Origin of the sequence: Nocardia sp. NPDC058499 (assembly GCF_042719915.1) — a bacterium.
GTDB lineage: Bacteria > Actinomycetota > Actinomycetes > Mycobacteriales > Mycobacteriaceae > Nocardia.
Genome location: NZ_JBHXMZ010000015.1, coordinates 12,248 through 26,905, shown reverse-complemented (window position 1 = coordinate 26,905; position 14,658 = coordinate 12,248). Strand labels below are relative to the sequence as shown.

General features: G+C 69.6%; 17 protein-coding genes. 9 read left to right on the top strand and 8 right to left on the bottom strand.

The genetic code is table 11. From position 1 onward, the window contains the following. Nucleotides 1–14: 14 nt before the first annotated feature. Entirely contained in the window at nucleotides 15–611 is a 597-nt protein-coding gene (locus ACFWPH_RS31015; RefSeq protein ID WP_378755779.1) for a DUF1707 domain-containing protein, read from the bottom strand. A gap of 464 nt (nucleotides 612–1,075) precedes the next feature. Here ACFWPH_RS31015 and ACFWPH_RS31010 point away from each other — a divergent pair, with 464 nt between their 5' ends. The 5 genes from ACFWPH_RS31010 to ACFWPH_RS30990 all read left to right on the top strand — a co-directional run bounded on the left by ACFWPH_RS31010 (nucleotide 1,076) and on the right by ACFWPH_RS30990 (nucleotide 4,807). Next, nucleotides 1,076–1,567, top strand: a complete 492-nt coding sequence (locus ACFWPH_RS31010; protein ID WP_378755778.1) for a GNAT family N-acetyltransferase — start codon at nucleotides 1,076–1,078, stop codon at nucleotides 1,565–1,567. A 99-nt stretch (nucleotides 1,568–1,666) separates the two neighbouring features. After that, nucleotides 1,667–2,065 (top strand): molybdopterin-binding protein, encoded by a 399-nt coding sequence (locus tag ACFWPH_RS31005; protein WP_378755777.1) that lies wholly within the window; start codon nucleotides 1,667–1,669, stop codon nucleotides 2,063–2,065. Between the two features lie 23 nt (nucleotides 2,066–2,088). Then, on the top strand, nucleotides 2,089–2,865 hold the full coding sequence (gene modA / locus ACFWPH_RS31000) for a molybdate ABC transporter substrate-binding protein (RefSeq protein WP_378755776.1): 777 nt from the start codon (nucleotides 2,089–2,091) through the stop codon (nucleotides 2,863–2,865). A gap of 68 nt (nucleotides 2,866–2,933) precedes the next feature. Further along, on the top strand, nucleotides 2,934–3,761 hold the full coding sequence (gene modB / locus ACFWPH_RS30995; RefSeq protein WP_378755774.1) for a molybdate ABC transporter permease subunit: 828 nt from the start codon (nucleotides 2,934–2,936) through the stop codon (nucleotides 3,759–3,761). Beyond that, entirely contained in the window at nucleotides 3,758–4,807 is a 1,050-nt protein-coding gene (locus tag ACFWPH_RS30990) for an ABC transporter ATP-binding protein (RefSeq protein WP_378755773.1), read from the top strand. The genes modB and ACFWPH_RS30990 overlap by 4 nt, the downstream gene beginning before the upstream one ends. Here ACFWPH_RS30990 and ACFWPH_RS30985 read toward each other — a convergent pair. Continuing rightward, nucleotides 4,773–5,279, bottom strand: a complete 507-nt coding sequence (locus ACFWPH_RS30985) for a MarR family winged helix-turn-helix transcriptional regulator (protein WP_378755772.1) — start codon at nucleotides 5,277–5,279, stop codon at nucleotides 4,773–4,775. The two genes, ACFWPH_RS30990 and ACFWPH_RS30985, sit on opposite strands and share 35 nt — an antisense overlap. A gap of 90 nt (nucleotides 5,280–5,369) precedes the next feature. Here ACFWPH_RS30985 and ACFWPH_RS30980 point away from each other — a divergent pair, with 90 nt between their 5' ends. Continuing rightward, entirely contained in the window at nucleotides 5,370–5,933 is a 564-nt protein-coding gene (locus ACFWPH_RS30980; protein WP_378755771.1) for a YceI family protein, read from the top strand. An 18-nt stretch (nucleotides 5,934–5,951) separates the two neighbouring features. Here ACFWPH_RS30980 and ACFWPH_RS30975 read toward each other — a convergent pair whose 3' ends face one another. Beyond that, complete coding sequence (locus tag ACFWPH_RS30975; protein WP_378755770.1) at nucleotides 5,952–6,362, bottom strand: hypothetical protein; 411 nt, start codon at nucleotides 6,360–6,362, stop codon at nucleotides 5,952–5,954. 117 nt (nucleotides 6,363–6,479) lie between these two features. On the opposite strand from ACFWPH_RS30975, the gene ACFWPH_RS30970 reads away from it, so the two are divergent. Beyond that, complete coding sequence (locus tag ACFWPH_RS30970) at nucleotides 6,480–7,316, top strand: helix-turn-helix domain-containing protein (protein WP_378755769.1); 837 nt, start codon at nucleotides 6,480–6,482, stop codon at nucleotides 7,314–7,316. A 76-nt stretch (nucleotides 7,317–7,392) separates the two neighbouring features. Here ACFWPH_RS30970 and ACFWPH_RS30965 read toward each other — a convergent pair whose 3' ends face one another. The 4 genes from ACFWPH_RS30965 to cobC form a co-directional block, all read right to left on the bottom strand. Next, on the bottom strand, nucleotides 7,393–8,616 hold the full coding sequence (locus ACFWPH_RS30965; RefSeq protein ID WP_378755767.1) for a bifunctional RNase H/acid phosphatase: 1,224 nt from the start codon (nucleotides 8,614–8,616) through the stop codon (nucleotides 7,393–7,395). A 50-nt stretch (nucleotides 8,617–8,666) separates the two neighbouring features. Next, entirely contained in the window at nucleotides 8,667–9,404 is a 738-nt protein-coding gene (locus ACFWPH_RS30960) for a zinc ribbon domain-containing protein (RefSeq protein ID WP_378755765.1), read from the bottom strand. 115 nt (nucleotides 9,405–9,519) lie between these two features. Beyond that, complete coding sequence (locus ACFWPH_RS30955; protein WP_378755764.1) at nucleotides 9,520–10,641, bottom strand: Nif3-like dinuclear metal center hexameric protein; 1,122 nt, start codon at nucleotides 10,639–10,641, stop codon at nucleotides 9,520–9,522. A 395-nt stretch (nucleotides 10,642–11,036) separates the two neighbouring features. Next, entirely contained in the window at nucleotides 11,037–12,080 is a 1,044-nt protein-coding gene (gene cobC / locus ACFWPH_RS30950) for an Rv2231c family pyridoxal phosphate-dependent protein CobC (protein WP_378755763.1), read from the bottom strand. A 43-nt stretch (nucleotides 12,081–12,123) separates the two neighbouring features. On the opposite strand from cobC, the gene ACFWPH_RS30945 reads away from it, so the two are divergent. Both ACFWPH_RS30945 and ACFWPH_RS30940 read left to right on the top strand, forming a co-directional pair. Continuing rightward, entirely contained in the window at nucleotides 12,124–12,627 is a 504-nt protein-coding gene (locus ACFWPH_RS30945; RefSeq protein ID WP_378755762.1) for a low molecular weight protein-tyrosine-phosphatase, read from the top strand. Continuing rightward, nucleotides 12,627–13,472, top strand: coding sequence for an SURF1 family protein (locus tag ACFWPH_RS30940; protein ID WP_378755760.1), 846 nt, complete (start codon nucleotides 12,627–12,629; stop codon nucleotides 13,470–13,472). The genes ACFWPH_RS30945 and ACFWPH_RS30940 overlap by 1 nt, the downstream gene beginning before the upstream one ends. 71 nt (nucleotides 13,473–13,543) lie before the next feature. On the opposite strand, the gene ACFWPH_RS30935 is transcribed toward ACFWPH_RS30940, so the two are convergent. Further along, nucleotides 13,544–14,530, bottom strand: coding sequence for a cobalamin biosynthesis protein (locus tag ACFWPH_RS30935; protein ID WP_378755759.1), 987 nt, complete (start codon nucleotides 14,528–14,530; stop codon nucleotides 13,544–13,546). Between the last annotated feature and the right edge of the window lie 128 nt (nucleotides 14,531–14,658).

The window sequence follows — 14,658 nt, the reverse complement described above, 5'->3', positions numbered from 1 at the left end:
AGTGCGCCGGTGCTTCACCGATTGTTCGCGCGTGCACCGAACGGCCACCACCAGCGGCGCTTGGGATGCCGGACGGTGACCTTCGCATGCTGGACCACCCCGGAAACCCGCAGCAGTGGCAGACCGGAGACCGGCGGGCCCGCTTTGTTGGCCACGTTGCCCCACTCGCTGGTCACTTCGTCGATATCGACGCTCCAGCCCGGGGGAACTATCAGAACAATCGAGCCGTGCGCGGATTTCACCTCCACCCACACCTCCGGTGAGCGCACCACGGCCTCGGTGAAATCGAGACGGACGGCACCGTGTTCGGTTTCGATGGCAATCTGCGGCGGTACACGCCATTGCCCTTCGCGCTTCACCGAGCTACCGGTGGATCGCAGAACGAGCCGATCGGTCCGGCTTCCGTGGGCGGCCGGTACCAGGTCGGCGGTGAGCGACTCCAGTTCCGGCACGGTACGACCGGCATAGACCGCTGCGATCCGCTCGTCGAACTCGGCCAGCTCCAACCGCCCCTCGGCGAACGCCGCCTGGACGATCGAGGCGACCCGCTCGCGATCGGCATCCCCGGCCCGCAATGCGGGAAGATGTTCGGGCGTCGGCTCGATCGTCATGGGTCTCACGGTAACCGAGTCGCCACGGCGGCACAGCCGGTCACGGGCAGGCTCCGGCCCGGCACGAGTTCTCGATCGATCCCGCGGACCCGGCTTTCGGCCCGCGCCGACGCAGTGCCTGTCCGGCGAGTCTGAAAGGGCTTTCAGCTGGTTTCAGGTGTCTTTCAGCACGCTCCTGCCACTGTGGCGCTCGACATCATCAGCAACGGTGAGAGGGGCGAGCAGGCATGGAGCAGAGCGTACGGATCGACGGGAGCCCTTACCGTGTGGTCGGCCGGGCACGGTTGTCGCCGGTATCGCGTGCGTGCTACGGCAAGTATCGGTTCACGTTGCGCCGGATGACCGACGGGACCCTGTGGTCGGCATTCGGAACGAGGATCAGCCCGGTGTCGGAACTGGTGCGACAAGACGTCTGACGCGAGTAATCGTTTGCCGCATAGCGCTTTCCGGCGGAGCATTCGGGCATGGTGATACGAACGATCGGACCGGACGAATGGCCGACTGCGCGGACGGTGCGGCTGGACGCGCTCGTCGGGTCGCCGCCGGGCACCTTCTCCACCACCCATGCCGACGCCGCGCAATGGACCGAGCAGCAGTGGCGGGAGTGGACGGCCCGCCGGCATCCGTTCTTCGTCGCCGTGACGGAGTCCGGGCCGGTGGGTTCGGCGGGTGCGATCGTCACCGCCGGCGGGCCCGAACTGGTGTCGATGTGGACCGCTCCCCCGGCCCGGCGGACCGGTATCTCCGATCGGCTCGTGCACGCCGTGGCCGAGTGGGCGCGTGCAGCCGGGCACCGGGAGCTGCGATTGTGGGTGCTCGACGGCAACCGGGCCGCCGAGCAGTTATACCTGCGCAACGGGTTCACCCGCACCGGCGCCGTCCAGCCGTGCGGCGCCGACGACCCGCGGCCCGAAAACGAGATGGCATTGTCGCTGCCACCCATTCACCCGCGTTGACCGCTGGATACCGCGACCGATTCCGGTCGATGGGACTTCTTCGATCATGTCGGCAAAACTACCGTGAAGAACCGCACATGCGGGGATATAGTCCTTGATGTGACGTATCTGCGGATCAAGGATGCTGCTGGACTACTCGGTGTCAGTGATGACACCGTCCGGCGCTGGATCGATCAGGGTCGGCTGCCGGCGGTCCAGTTGGAGAACGGGCGCAAGGGGGTCCGCGGGCAGGATCTGGCCGAGTTCGCGCGGGAGATCGCCGACGCGCCCGAACCGGGCGTAACCGTGGCAGCCTCGGCTCGTAACCGGATGCGTGGCATTGTGACCAGGGTGCTCACCGATACCGTGATGGCGCAGGTGGAGATGCAGGCCGGGCCGTTCCGGCTGGTATCGCTGCTGAGCCGGGAATCGGTGGAAGAACTCGGGCTCGAAGTGGGCAGTGTGGCGGTGGCGTCGGTGAAGTCGACGCATGTGGTCGTCGAGATACCGGAGAGCTGAGGAAAACGGTGATAGGTCGCGTAGTGCGTCGTCTGACCCCGGCGGTCGCGTTGATCGTTGTGCTGGCCGGTTGCGCGTCGGAGGACTCCGGAGGTGAATCGAGCGGCGGGCCGGGTGACGGACTCGGCGGCACGCTCACGGTGTTCGCGGCGGCGTCGCTCACCGAGGCGTTCACCACACTCGGTGAGCAGTTCGAGGACGCCCACCCGGATGTGGACGTGGTGTTCAGTTTCGCGGGGAGTTCCGCACTGGCCGAACAGATCCGGCAGGGCGCACCGGCCGATGTGTTCGCCTCGGCGTCGCCGCACAATATGGAACAGGTGGTCGTCTCCGGCGATATCACCGGCGGGCCGGTCACCTTCGCGCGCAACCGTCTCGAAATCGCGGTACCGCCCGGGAATCCGGGCAGTATCAGTGGTCTCGCCGATTTCGGTCGTCCCGAACCGCGGATCGCGTTGTGCGCCGAACAGGTGCCGTGCGGGGCAGCAGCCGATAAAGCCTTCGCCGCGGCCGGTGTCACTCCGCAACCCGATACCCGGGAACCGGATGTGAAAGCGGTACTGACGAAGGTCACGCTCGGTGAGGTGGATGCCGCGCTGGTGTACCGCACGGATATCCGGGCCGGCGGCGAAAAGGTGACCGGAATCGAATTCCCCGAATCGGGCGAGGCGATCAACGACTACCAGATGGGGCAGGTGGCCGCGGCACCGAACCCGGCCGCCGCGGCGGCGTTCGTCGATTTCACGTTGACTCCGCAGGCTCGTTCGGTCTTCGCGACAGCCGGTTTCGACGCTCCGTGAGTAGCGGGACCCCGCGGCGCCCGGCAGTGACACCGCAGTCGGGCCACCCGGCGAAGCCACTGCCGGCAATGCAGCCATCCCGCATCACCGCCCTGCGCCGGCGCCGGGCCGTGCGCGGACGGCGCCCGCTGGTGCTGCTGGTGCCCGCGGTGCTGGGTCTGCTGTTCCTGATGGTTCCGCTGGCGGGGCTGCTGATCCGCGCGCCGTGGCAGGGTCTTCCGGAGCGGTTGTTCAGTGCGGAAGTCGGGCAGGCGCTGCGGCTCTCGCTCGTATGCGCGAGTCTGGCCACGGCGCTGTGCCTGCTGCTGGGTATCCCGCTCGCCTGGCTGCTGGCCCGCGGTGACCTGCCCGGGCGCGGACTGATCCGCGCGCTGGTCACCGTGCCGCTGGTGTTGCCACCCGTGGTCGGCGGTGTGGCGCTACTGCTCGTCCTGGGCAGGCGCGGCGTGATCGGCCAGTACCTCTACGACTGGTTCGGGATCGCGCTGCCGTTCAGCACCGCCGGTGTGGTGGTGGCCGAGGCGTTCGTCGCCATGCCGTTCCTGGTGATCTCCGTGGAGGGCGCGTTACGCGGCGCCGACCCCCGGTACGAGGAAGCGGCCGCGACTCTCGGCGCATCTCGCTGGCTCACCTTCCGCCGCGTAACCCTGCCGTCGATCCTGCCCGGAGTGGTGGCCGGGACCGTGCTGTGCTGGGCCCGCGCGCTCGGCGAATTCGGCGCCACCATCACTTTCGCCGGTAACTTCCCGGGCCGCACCACGACTATGCCGCTGGCGGTGTATCTGGCGCTGGAAACCGATCCGGCCGCCGCCATCGTGCTCAGCCTGGTATTGCTGCTGGTGTCGGTGGTTGTGCTGGCGGCGCTGCGGGAACGCTGGATCCGGGGGGCACTGTGACGCTCGCGGCGCAATTGCGGGTCACCCGCGGCGATTTCACTCTCGACCTGGACCTCACCCTCGATCCCGGGGAGGTCGTCGCACTACTCGGCCCCAACGGCGCCGGGAAGAGCACAGCACTGCGGGCGCTGGCCGGGCTGACCCCGCTCACCGCGGGTTCGATCCACCTGAACGAACAGGTCTGGGACGCACCACCGACCGAATTCGTTCCCGCCGACCGGCGCTCGGTCGGCGTGGTGTTCCAGGACTACCTTCTCTTCGCCCACCTCGACGCCCTCGACAACGTCGCCTTCGGACCCCGCGCCCGCGGCATGCGGCGGGCAGCGGCCCGCGAACGGGCCGCGCACTGGCTGGACCGGGTGGGGCTGACCGACTACGCCCGGACCCGGCCGCGCGAACTCTCGGGCGGTCAGGCGCAGCGGGTCGCGCTGGCGCGGGCCCTGGCGGTCGACCCGGCTCTGCTGTTACTGGACGAACCGCTGGCCGCGCTGGACGCCGCCACCCGGGTGCGGGTGCGGGCCGAACTGTCCCACCATCTCGGCGATTATCCCGGGCATACGCTGCTGGTCACCCACGATCCGCTGGACGCGATGGTGCTGGCCGATCGGCTGGTGATCGTGGAGAACGGTGCCGTGGTCCAGCAGGGACCACCGGCCGAGGTCGCGCGGCGGCCGCGCTCGGATTATGTGGCGGACCTTGTGGGGCTCAACCTGTTCCGCGGGTCCGCGGCGGGTACCCGGATACAACTCGATGGCGGCGGTGAACTCACCGTCGCCGAACCGGCCACCGGCCCCGTGTATCTGACCTTCGCGCCGGCGGCCGTCGGTCTGCATCCCGAGCGGCCTGACGGGAGCCCACGCAATACGTGGCCGGTGACCGTGGCGGGTCTCGAACAGCACGCCCATACCGTGCGCGTTCGCCTCGACGGCGCGGTGCCGGCACTGGCCGATATCACTCCTGCGACGGTCGCCGAATTCCGGATCCGGCCCGGGGCACAACTGTGGGCGGCGCTCAAGGCGACGGAGATCCACAGCTACCCGGCCTGACGGGAGCGTTTGTTTCGGCCCGTTCCAGCCTTTCGAGGATGTGGCCGACGATAACGCCGAACGCATCCACCTGTTCCGCGGTGAGCGCATCGAAGACCAGCTCACGCACAGCATCGACATGGCCGGGCGCCGCCTGTTCGATCGCCGTGCGCCCCTGTTCGGTGAGCACGATATAGGCGCCGCGGGCATCGTCGGGGCAGTCTTCGCGACGCACCAGTCCACGCTTCTGCATCCGGCCCAGGTGGTGCGACAGCCGACTCTTCTCCCACTGCAGCGCCTGCCCGAGTTCACCGATCCGCATACGGGGCTCCGCCAGGTCGGTGAGCCGGACCAGCACATCGAAATCGGCGAGCGACAGACCCGAATAGTCTTGCAGCTGCCGGTGTAAGCAGGCCATCAACTGGGTGTGCATGTTCAGGTATCCGCGCCAGGCACGTCCCTCACGCTCATCCAGCCACCGCGCCTCGTTCATATGACCAGCGTAACTTAGTAGTTGACATATCACCAATCCGCATCCAAGCTTTGCATGACATATCAACTACTTTTGGAGCACGGAGACCCTATGACGAACGTGAAAGAACTCAGCGGAACCTACGCCATCGACCCCACCCACAGCCGGGTCGGTTTCGTCACCCGGCACGCGATGGTGACCAAGGTGCGCGGGGCGTTCAATGACTTCACCGGTAGCGCCCGGTTCGACAGCGAGAACCCGGCCAACTCCTCGGGCGAGGTGACGATCCAAGTGGCCAGCATCGACACCCGCAACGCCGATCGCGACAAGCATCTGCACAACCTGGACTTCCTCGGGCTGGAAGAGCACCCCGAGATCACCTTCCGCACGACCGCGATCGCCCCGACCGGCCCGGACACCTTCGATGTGACCGGCGACCTCGCCATCCGCGGTATCACCCGGTCGATCACCATCCCGTTCACCTTCGAGGGCCAGGCCCTCGACCCGTTCGGCGATACCCGCGTCGGATTCGAGGGCTCGGCTACCATCAACCGCAAGGACTTCGGGATCACCTGGAACGCCACGCTGGAAACCGGCGGGGTGCTGATCTCCGACAAGGTCGTGCTGGAGTTCGAGGTCTCGGCCATCAAACAGGACAACCCGGCCCAGAACTGACCACCAGGGTGCGCCGATTCAGCCGAGGATCCGGCGCAGCCCGACATATTCGACCGCCGCGAACACCGCGACCACGGCGGCCCCGGCGAGCAGGAACGCAACCCCGGCCGTGGTGAGCGGCAGTACACCGGATCCGGCCAGAGCCAGCATGCCCAGCACAGAAACGCCGTTGACCCCGACCACCGCCGTCGTGTACCGCGGGGAGATCACCGGGTAGCCGGCGAGGAGCAGCAGAGCCAGCGCACCGCCGAGCATTGCCACACCGAGCGGTATCGACCAGGAGGTCGGTAAACCCAGCGGGTCCCGCAGCGGTGCCGCTGCGGCGAGTATCAGGATGCCGAAAGCTCCGGTGCCCCAGCCATCAAAGAGCAGAGCACGGCGCAGCAGATCGTCGTGGGCGGTCGGCGCGGGTGCTGCCATGGTGTTCATGTTCTACCTCTAGGTCAAAGTTGTTGGTCGTCTCCGACTGTTCTCGGGGGGAGGCCAACGACTCAATGACCTCGGAGGTCATGGTCGTGATGTCCGGCCGCCGGTTACGCTCGCGCCGTGGAACCACATGCGAGCACCGGCTCGGCCCGGATCGGCGGACTACTGCGGGCATGGCGGCAGCGACGACGGCTGAGCCAACTGGACCTGGCGTTGGCGGCCGGCTCATCGGCTCGGCATCTGTCCTGTGTGGAAACCGGTCGCGCGACCCCGAGCAGGGATATGGTCCTGCTGTTGTGCCGGACTCTTGATGTACCGCTACGCGAACGTAATACACTGCTCGTCGCCGCCGGTTACGCACCGGCGTACCAGGAGAGCAGCCTCGACGACGCTCATCTGGCCTCCGCGCGGGCAGCCCTCGACCACATGCTGGCAGCCCATGAGCCCTACCCCGCCGTCGCGGTGGACCGCTGGTGGGATGTGGTCACCGGAAACGCGGCGCTGGCTGTCCTGATGGACGAGGTTGCGCCGGAACTGTTGTCGGGGCAACCCAATGTCTACCGCTTGGTTCTGCATCCCCGGGGGCTCACCGCCCGGCTGGCCAACCCGCGGCAGGTGCGCGAACAACTCCTGGAACGCCTGGCGCGGCAGGTCGACACCACCGGAGACCGGCGGTTGCGGGACCTCTACGACGAGGTCGCCGGCTATCCCAACCCGCCTGCGGACACCGAAACAGCCGGTTCGACCGCGCCCGGCCCGTTCCAGGTGCCGTTACGCATACGCATACCCAAAGGCGAGCTGTCCCTGTTCGCCACGATGGCCACCTTCGGCGCACCCGCCGATGTGACGCTGTCGGAACTGGCGATCGAACTCTTCTACCCGCTCGACGATTTCACCGCCCACTACCTGCGGTTGCGATATGCGGTGCGTGAACCGCACGCCCCGGTGCCGGGCTGACGCCGCCACAATCGGCCTGGCCTGCCACGGTCACGGGGGCTGCTCAGTCGGCGACCACAGCCGACGACGGAGCCGGTCAGAGATAGCTCGTATCGTTGACCAGCCGAACCGACGAACCGCCGTCCGGATAGAACTCCGCCAGCGACAGCGACGCCAGGTCCAGATGTAGCCGGTACAGCAGTGACGGGCCGACGCCCAGTGCGAGCTGCAACAGCGTTTTGATGGGGGTGACGTGGCTGACCACCACGATGTTCGCGCCCGGATACCGAGCGGCCAGGTCGCGGCGCGTGTCCTCCACGCGTTCGCGGACGGCGTCGAAACTCTCCCCGCCCGGCGCGGGCAGGGCGGGATCGCCCAGCCAGCGGGCGTGCAGGTCCGGGTCGCGTTCGGCGGCTTCGCGGAAGGTCAGGCCCTCCCAGTCGCCGAAATCGGTTTCGGTGAGCCCGTCGATCGCCCGGACTTCGAGCCCGAGCGCGGCGGCCGCGGCCTCGGCGGTCTCCTGGGCACGGCCGAGTGGCGAGGTGACCACCGCGCCGATATCGCCTTTGGCGGCAAGCATTTTCGCTGCACGCGCCGCCTGCTCGCGACCTACCGCGGTGAGCGGCGGGTTGCCCCGGCCCGAATAGCGCCGCTGCACCGAGAGTTCGGTCTGCCCGTGCCGCAGCAGCAGGAATCGGGTGGGGCGGCCGGTCGCGCCGGTCCAGCCCGGCGACGCCGAAAGACGGGCGGAGGCACTGCGGGAATCGGCGACCGGGTCGGCACCCGCGAACCGGGCGGCGGGCCCCGGAGCCTCGGCGCCCGCGGAGGTGGCATCCACCATCGTTTTCCCGGCGGCGCCACCACTTCCCGCCGAGGTAGCGGCGACGGCCTCGTGGACTTCCTCGATCAGTCCACCATCGTCCATGGCTTCGTTCGCGAGCCGGTCGGCGTGCGAGTTCTCGGCGCGCGGGATCCAGCGGTAACTCACCTGGTCGAATCCCGCGGCCAGGCGGCGGGCGCGGTCGGCGAGCGGGATCATCGCCGCGTGTTTGACCTTCCAGCGCCCCGACATCTGCTCGACCACGAGTTTGGAATCCATGCGCACCGCCACTACTCGTGCGCCGAGTTCCGCCGCGGCTTCCAGCCCCGCGATCAGGCCCCGGTATTCGGCGACATTGTTGGTGGCGACACCGAGGGCTTCCTTACGTTCGGCGAGAACCGCGACCCGGTCCGCGTCGAACACCACGGCGCCGTAACCGGCGGGCCCCGGGTTACCGCGCGACCCCCCGTCGGCCTCGACGATCACTTCACGCACACTCATTCGGCCTCCCGCTCCGCGCCCACCTCACGACCCCGCCCCGGGGCCCGAACTCACAATCCGGATTCTTTGGTCCGCACCAGCAGCGCACCGCATTCGGTGCAGCGCACCACCACATCGGGCGCCGTTTTGGCGATCCGCGCGATCTCGCCGCGGTCGATTTCGATCCGGCAGGCCCCGCACCGGCGGGCCTGCAGCAGGGCCGCGCCGGTCCCGCGTTCGGTGCGCTGCCGATCGTAGATCTTCAGCAGTTCTTCCGGGAAGATGCCGACGAGGTTCGCGCGGTCGGTTTCACACCGCTGCTGGGCGACGTCGAGGTCGGCCACGGCCGCATCGCGGCGTTCGCGGGCGGCGACGAGATCGGATTCGGCCTTGTCCAGCCGGGCCCCCGCGTGTTCGTGATCGGTGGCGGAGGCCTCCCGCCGCTCCATCACCTCGAGCAGTTCGTCCTCGAGTACCGAGCGGCGGCGTTCCAGGCTGCCGAGTTCGTGCTGCAGTTCCGACAGCTGTTTGGCGCCGACCGAACCCGCGTCGAGCGCGGCCCGATCGCGTTCCTCACGTTTGCGGACTGCGTCGACCTCGCCCTCGAGTTTGCGGATATCGCGGTCCAGATCGTCGAGCACGATCTCCACGGCCACGGCCGAGTCCTTCTGCGCATTGCGTTCGACCTCGCACCGGTCGACCTCCTGCTGTTCGGGCAGAACTTTGCGCCGGTGCGCGATCCGGGTCAGCTCGGTGTCGACCTCGGCGAGACGCAGCAGCTTGGCCTGAATCGATGGTTCGACATTCAACGCGAACGAACTCCCTGCACGCTGTGGACGGATAGAACGTCCACCGTACTCGGTCGCCGGGCGGGCCGACCGGCCGCCGGTCCCAATGCCGGCGACCCGCCCCGGCCCAGGCGGCTCAGCCGCCGCAGCCGACGGTCCACGGGTCGGTCCGCACCCGCGACACCTGGGTTTCCAGCTCCGGCAGACCCGCTCGGACCACCTCCGCGGCCTGCGCGCACCACGGGAACTCGGTGGCCCAGTGCGCGGCATCGATCAACACCGGACCCGATCGGCGCAGGTGTTCGTCGGCGGGATGGTGCCGCAGATCGGCGGTGAGGTAGGCGTCGACACCGAGCCGGGTGGCGGCGTCGAGCAGCGAATCCCCCGCACCACCGCAGACCGCGATCCGGTGCAGCACGCGGTCGGGGTCGCCGGCGGCGCGCACACCCCAAGTGGTGTCCGGTAGGGCGGCGGCCGCGCGGGCGGTGAATTCCCGGAGAGTGAGCGGCTCGGCCAGTGTCCCGACGCGACCCAGACCGAGGTTGCCGGGTAGCTGGGCGCGTTCGGTGACGTGGTAGGCGGGTTCCTCGTAGGGGTGCGCGGCGCGCAGGGCCGCCAGGAGTGCGCTGCGATCGCGGGGTGCCGCGACGACTTCGATCCGGTCCTCGCTCACCCTGGTCAGCTCGCCCACCGTGCCCACGGCCGGGTTCGCGCCGGCCAGCGGCCGGAACCGACCGGTCCCGGTGACCCCCCACGCCGCCTCCCGGTACGCCCCGGAGCCGCCTGCCCCGGCGGCGAACAGCGCGGCCAGCACCGCTTCGGCGTGGTCGGCCGGCACCTGGATGCTCCACTTGTCCACGGCCGGAACCGGTTTGGGTTCGAGTGGTCCGGTGACGGTCAGGCCGAGTGCCGCCGCCAGCGCGTCGGAAACGCCGGGGTCGGCGGAATCGGCGTTGGTGTGCGCGGTGAACAGCGCACAGCCCGCACGCACGAGCCGGTGGATCAGCGCACCTTTCGGCCGGTCGGCCGCCACACTGTCCACGCCCCGCAACAACAAAGGGTGGTGCGCCACCAGCGCCTGCGCTCCCCAGGTGACGGCTTCTTCGACCACCGCCTCGGTGACATCCACGGCGAACAGCACCCGCCGCACATCGTCCCCCGGATCCCCGCACACCAGCCCGACCGAATCCCACGGTTCGGCCAGCCGGGGCGGGTAGGCCGTCTCCAGCGTCTCGATGAGTTCCGCGAGCCTCGCCACACCACACCTTTCGTCGACTTCCGTCCGGCGGGCGGTCCCGCCGGGACGTCTGCGATTCGGTCACCCGCACGGAGCACATTCTCCGACGACGCGGAAGACAGCCTCGATTTGCCGCGAGTACGGGGCAAAGCCCTCCCCGGCAACAGTAACCGGCCCGCCCGCCACGCGGATTCGAGAGTTGGGCCGCCGACACGGGTGCAGCCGCTCACTCCCATCCAAGGGACGTCCCGCGCCGGGCCAGAATCCAGCGCCGTTCTGCACCGCCGATCAGGTACCCAACCGCCCGGACACGGGCTCGAACTGCAGGCAGCAGGACGACGGCGAGCGACCACCCACACTTACCGGATCCCGGCCGGCGGCTATCGTGCCGCCGCATTGCGTGTCCGCCCGGACCGTCAACTCGACAGATCGGCGGTGCGCAATGCCTCGACCAGCCGATCGACCTCCACATCCGGCCGCACCGCGACACGGAGATGATCCGGCCCCAGTCCCGGGAAGGTATCGCAGCGCCGTACCGCGACCCCGTGCTGCCGCAGATGCTTGCGCACCAGCTCCCCGTCCCGGACCTGCAGCAGCAGGAACGGGGCCGCTGCCGGGGAGCCGACCCGGATCCCGGCCGCGGTCAACCGCCCGGCCATTGCCTCCCGGTCACGCGCGATCCGCTGCGCCCGGTCCGCCGTTTCCGCCACGGCCCGCGGCGACGCCGTCGCGGTGATCGCCGCGAGTTGGAGTGTGCCCAGCGGCCAATGCGCGCGCCCCTCGACGAGGCGCCGCAGCACCGTGGGCGCGCCGAGGAGATAGCCGCAGCGCAATCCCGCCAGCGCCCAGGTCTTGGTGAGGCTGCGCAGGACCAGCAGCTCGTCGCCGGCTTCCGCGGCCAGCGATTCCGGCTCCCCGGGTACGGCGTCCATGAACGCCTCGTCCACCACCACGATCCGTCCTGGGCGCTGCAGCGCGCGCAGGGTTCGCGCCGGATGCAGCACCGAGGTGGGATTGGTGGGGTTACCGACGACCACCAGGTCGGCTTCCGCGGGCACCAGCGCCGGGTCGAGGGTGTACGGCGGCTCCAGCACGACCCGCGTCACCGGGACCCCCGCCGCGCGCAGCGCGAGCTCCGGTTCGGTGAACGACGGATGCACCACCGCCGCCAGCCGCGGGCGCAGGCGCGGCAGCAGCGCGAACCCCTCCGCACCACCGGCCAGGGTCAGCACATGGCCGGGATCTATCCCGTGCCGGGCGCCGACCGCCTCCCGGGCCAGCCGGTCTTCCTCGGCCGACGGATACCGCCCGAGCGAATCCAGGGCCGCGGCCAGCCGCTCCCGCAGCCATTCCGGCGGCCCGCTGCCCTGCACGTTCACCGCGAAATCGAGCAGACCCGGCAGAGCTTCCACATCACCGTGATGACGTAAACCGGCGAGATCGACGTGGTCGGCGAGCATGAGACGCACCCTACGTGGCGCTCGCGGGGTGCGACCCGCCAGAATGGCTGTCGTGGGTGAGCTGCACATATCGTTCGTCTGTACCGGCAATATCTGCCGGTCCCCGATGGCGGAGAAAATCCTGGCCGGACATCTGTCGCGCACCGGCCTGACCGATCGGGTCCGGGTGAGCAGCGCAGGCACCCACGGCTGGCATACGGGCGCCGACGCCGACCCACGCACCACCGAAACCCTGCGCCGGCACGGCTACCCCACCGGTCACCGCGCCGCCGAGTTCGGTGCCGAACACCACGACGCGGACCTGGTGGTCGTGATGACCACCGACCACGACCGCAATCTCGCCGGCCGCGGGGTGCCCGCGGAGCGCCGGCGCTTGCTACGCAGTTTCGATCCGGACGCCGACGGTACGGACGTGCCCGACCCCTACTACGGCTCGACCGCCGAGTTCGACCTGGTCCGCGACCAGATCGAAGCCGCAATCCCCGGACTGCTGGACTGGGTCCGCGCGACACTCGCCGCCCGCGCCGGCGAACCGGAGCCGGTCTGATGCGCCGCCTGGCCTTCCTGCTGCGCCCCGGCTGGCTGATTCTGGCCGCGGTGGTGGCCGGGTTCGCCTACATGTGTTTCACGGTGCTGGCGCCCTGGCAGCTGGGCAAGAACGATGCCACCTCCGAACGCAACCAGTTGATCGAGGATTCGGTGGACGCCGACCCGGTCGCGGTCACCGATCTGCTCGACGGCGGCGATGCGGCGACGGAATGGCGGAAGGTGTACGCCGAGGGCAGCTATGTCCCGGATTCGACCGTGCTCGTCCGTCTTCGGCATCTCGACGGCGCCCCCGCCTTCGGTGTGCTGTCGGCGTTCACCCTCACCGACGGCCGTACCCTGCTGGTCGATCGCGGGCTGGTAGCCGCGGTGGACGGCTCCCAGCCGCCGCCGATCGAACCGGCACCCACCGGCATTCAGCGGGTCGAGGCGCGGGTGCGGGTTTCGGAGAACATCGACCCGGAACGGGCCCCGGCCGTACAGGACGGGATCCCGCACGTCTACTCGATCGACGTCCCGCAGGAAACCACCGTCCTCGGACTACCCCTGACTCCGGTTCCCGCCGGGGAGCGCGGCGCCTACCTCCAGCTCGCCGACGACCAACCGGGTGCCTTCACCCCTGTCCCCCTCCCCCAGCTCGACTCCGGCCCCTACCTCTCCTACGGCCTGCAATGGCTGGCGTTCGGCATCATGGCCCCACTCGGGCTCGGCTACTTCGCCTGGGCCGAGATCCGCGAACGCCGCAGGTCACGAGCACCGGCTCAACCCGAACCGGATGCCACCGCACCCGAGCCCGACACCAAGGAAGCACGTCTGGCCGACCGCTACGGCCGCACCCCACGCTGACAACTCGCCCGCGCCCTTCGATGCCCCGGGACGGTCACCGACCTACACGTCGACCGGGTATGCCGCACATCTCAGCCCAGTGCGCCCGGTCGTCGTCGCGTCCGGCTCCCACCGATCCCCCCGGGGCGCTTGTTCGTATCGCGGCGCAGACCCACGGCCAGCGTCACGGCCGAGGCGAGCGCAGCGTACTGCACCATTTTCGACAACCGCACCGCGCGGCGCAGGTCGGCGACGGACGGGGGCGGGCCGTCGCCGAGTTCGGGGCGCTGTTCGATTCCGTGCCGGTAGTCGGTGCGCCCGCCGAGCCGGATACCGAGCGCACCCGCGGCCGATGACTCCACCACGCCTGCGTTCGGGCTCGGATGCCGGCGTGCATCGCGGCGCCATATCCGCACGACCTCGCGCGGTCGGCCGCCGACCGACGACGACACCGCCGCGGTCAGCAATCCGGTGATGCGCGCGGGTAGCAGGTTCGCGATATCGTCGACGCGCGCCGCCGCCCAGCCGAACCGCCGGTACCGCTCGTTGCGGTACCCGATCATCGCGTCCAGCGTGTTCACCGCCCGGTACCCCAGCAGACCCGGGACCCCGGCCACCGCGCCCCACAGCAGCGGCGCCACCGCCGCGTCGGAGGTGTTCTCGGCGATCGATTCCAGCGCCGCGCGCGCGAGCCCGTCGGCGTCGAGCACCGCGGGGTCCCGGCCGCACAGGGAAGGCAGGAGTTCTCGGGCGCCGGCCACGTCCCCGGATTCCAGCCGTCTCGCCATCACCTGCCCGGTCCGCTCCAGACTCCGGCCGCCCAGCACGGTCCAGGTCGCCAGGGTCACCGGCAGCGCGCCTCCGCGGCGGACCGCGAGACCCAGGCCCACGGTGGCGCCGACCAGCACCAGCTCGTGCACGATCCCGGCTCGCCGCCGGTCCGCGTAGGTCATCGCCTCGAGGGACGCCGCGAGCATCCCGAACCCGGCCACCGGATGCCATCGCCGCGGATCGCCGAATATACGGTCCAGCGCGAACCCGGCCAGCAGACCGGCCGCCGTCGAAACACCGCTACGCACCGGCCGAGCCTAACCATCACCGCATGCAGGCGGCGGCGGGGGCGTGACCCGGCAGCGTCGGGTTCCGGTTCCGCCGCAATATCCTGGTGCTTCGCGCGGTTGTCACAGATCGCATGGCGGTGTCGTCA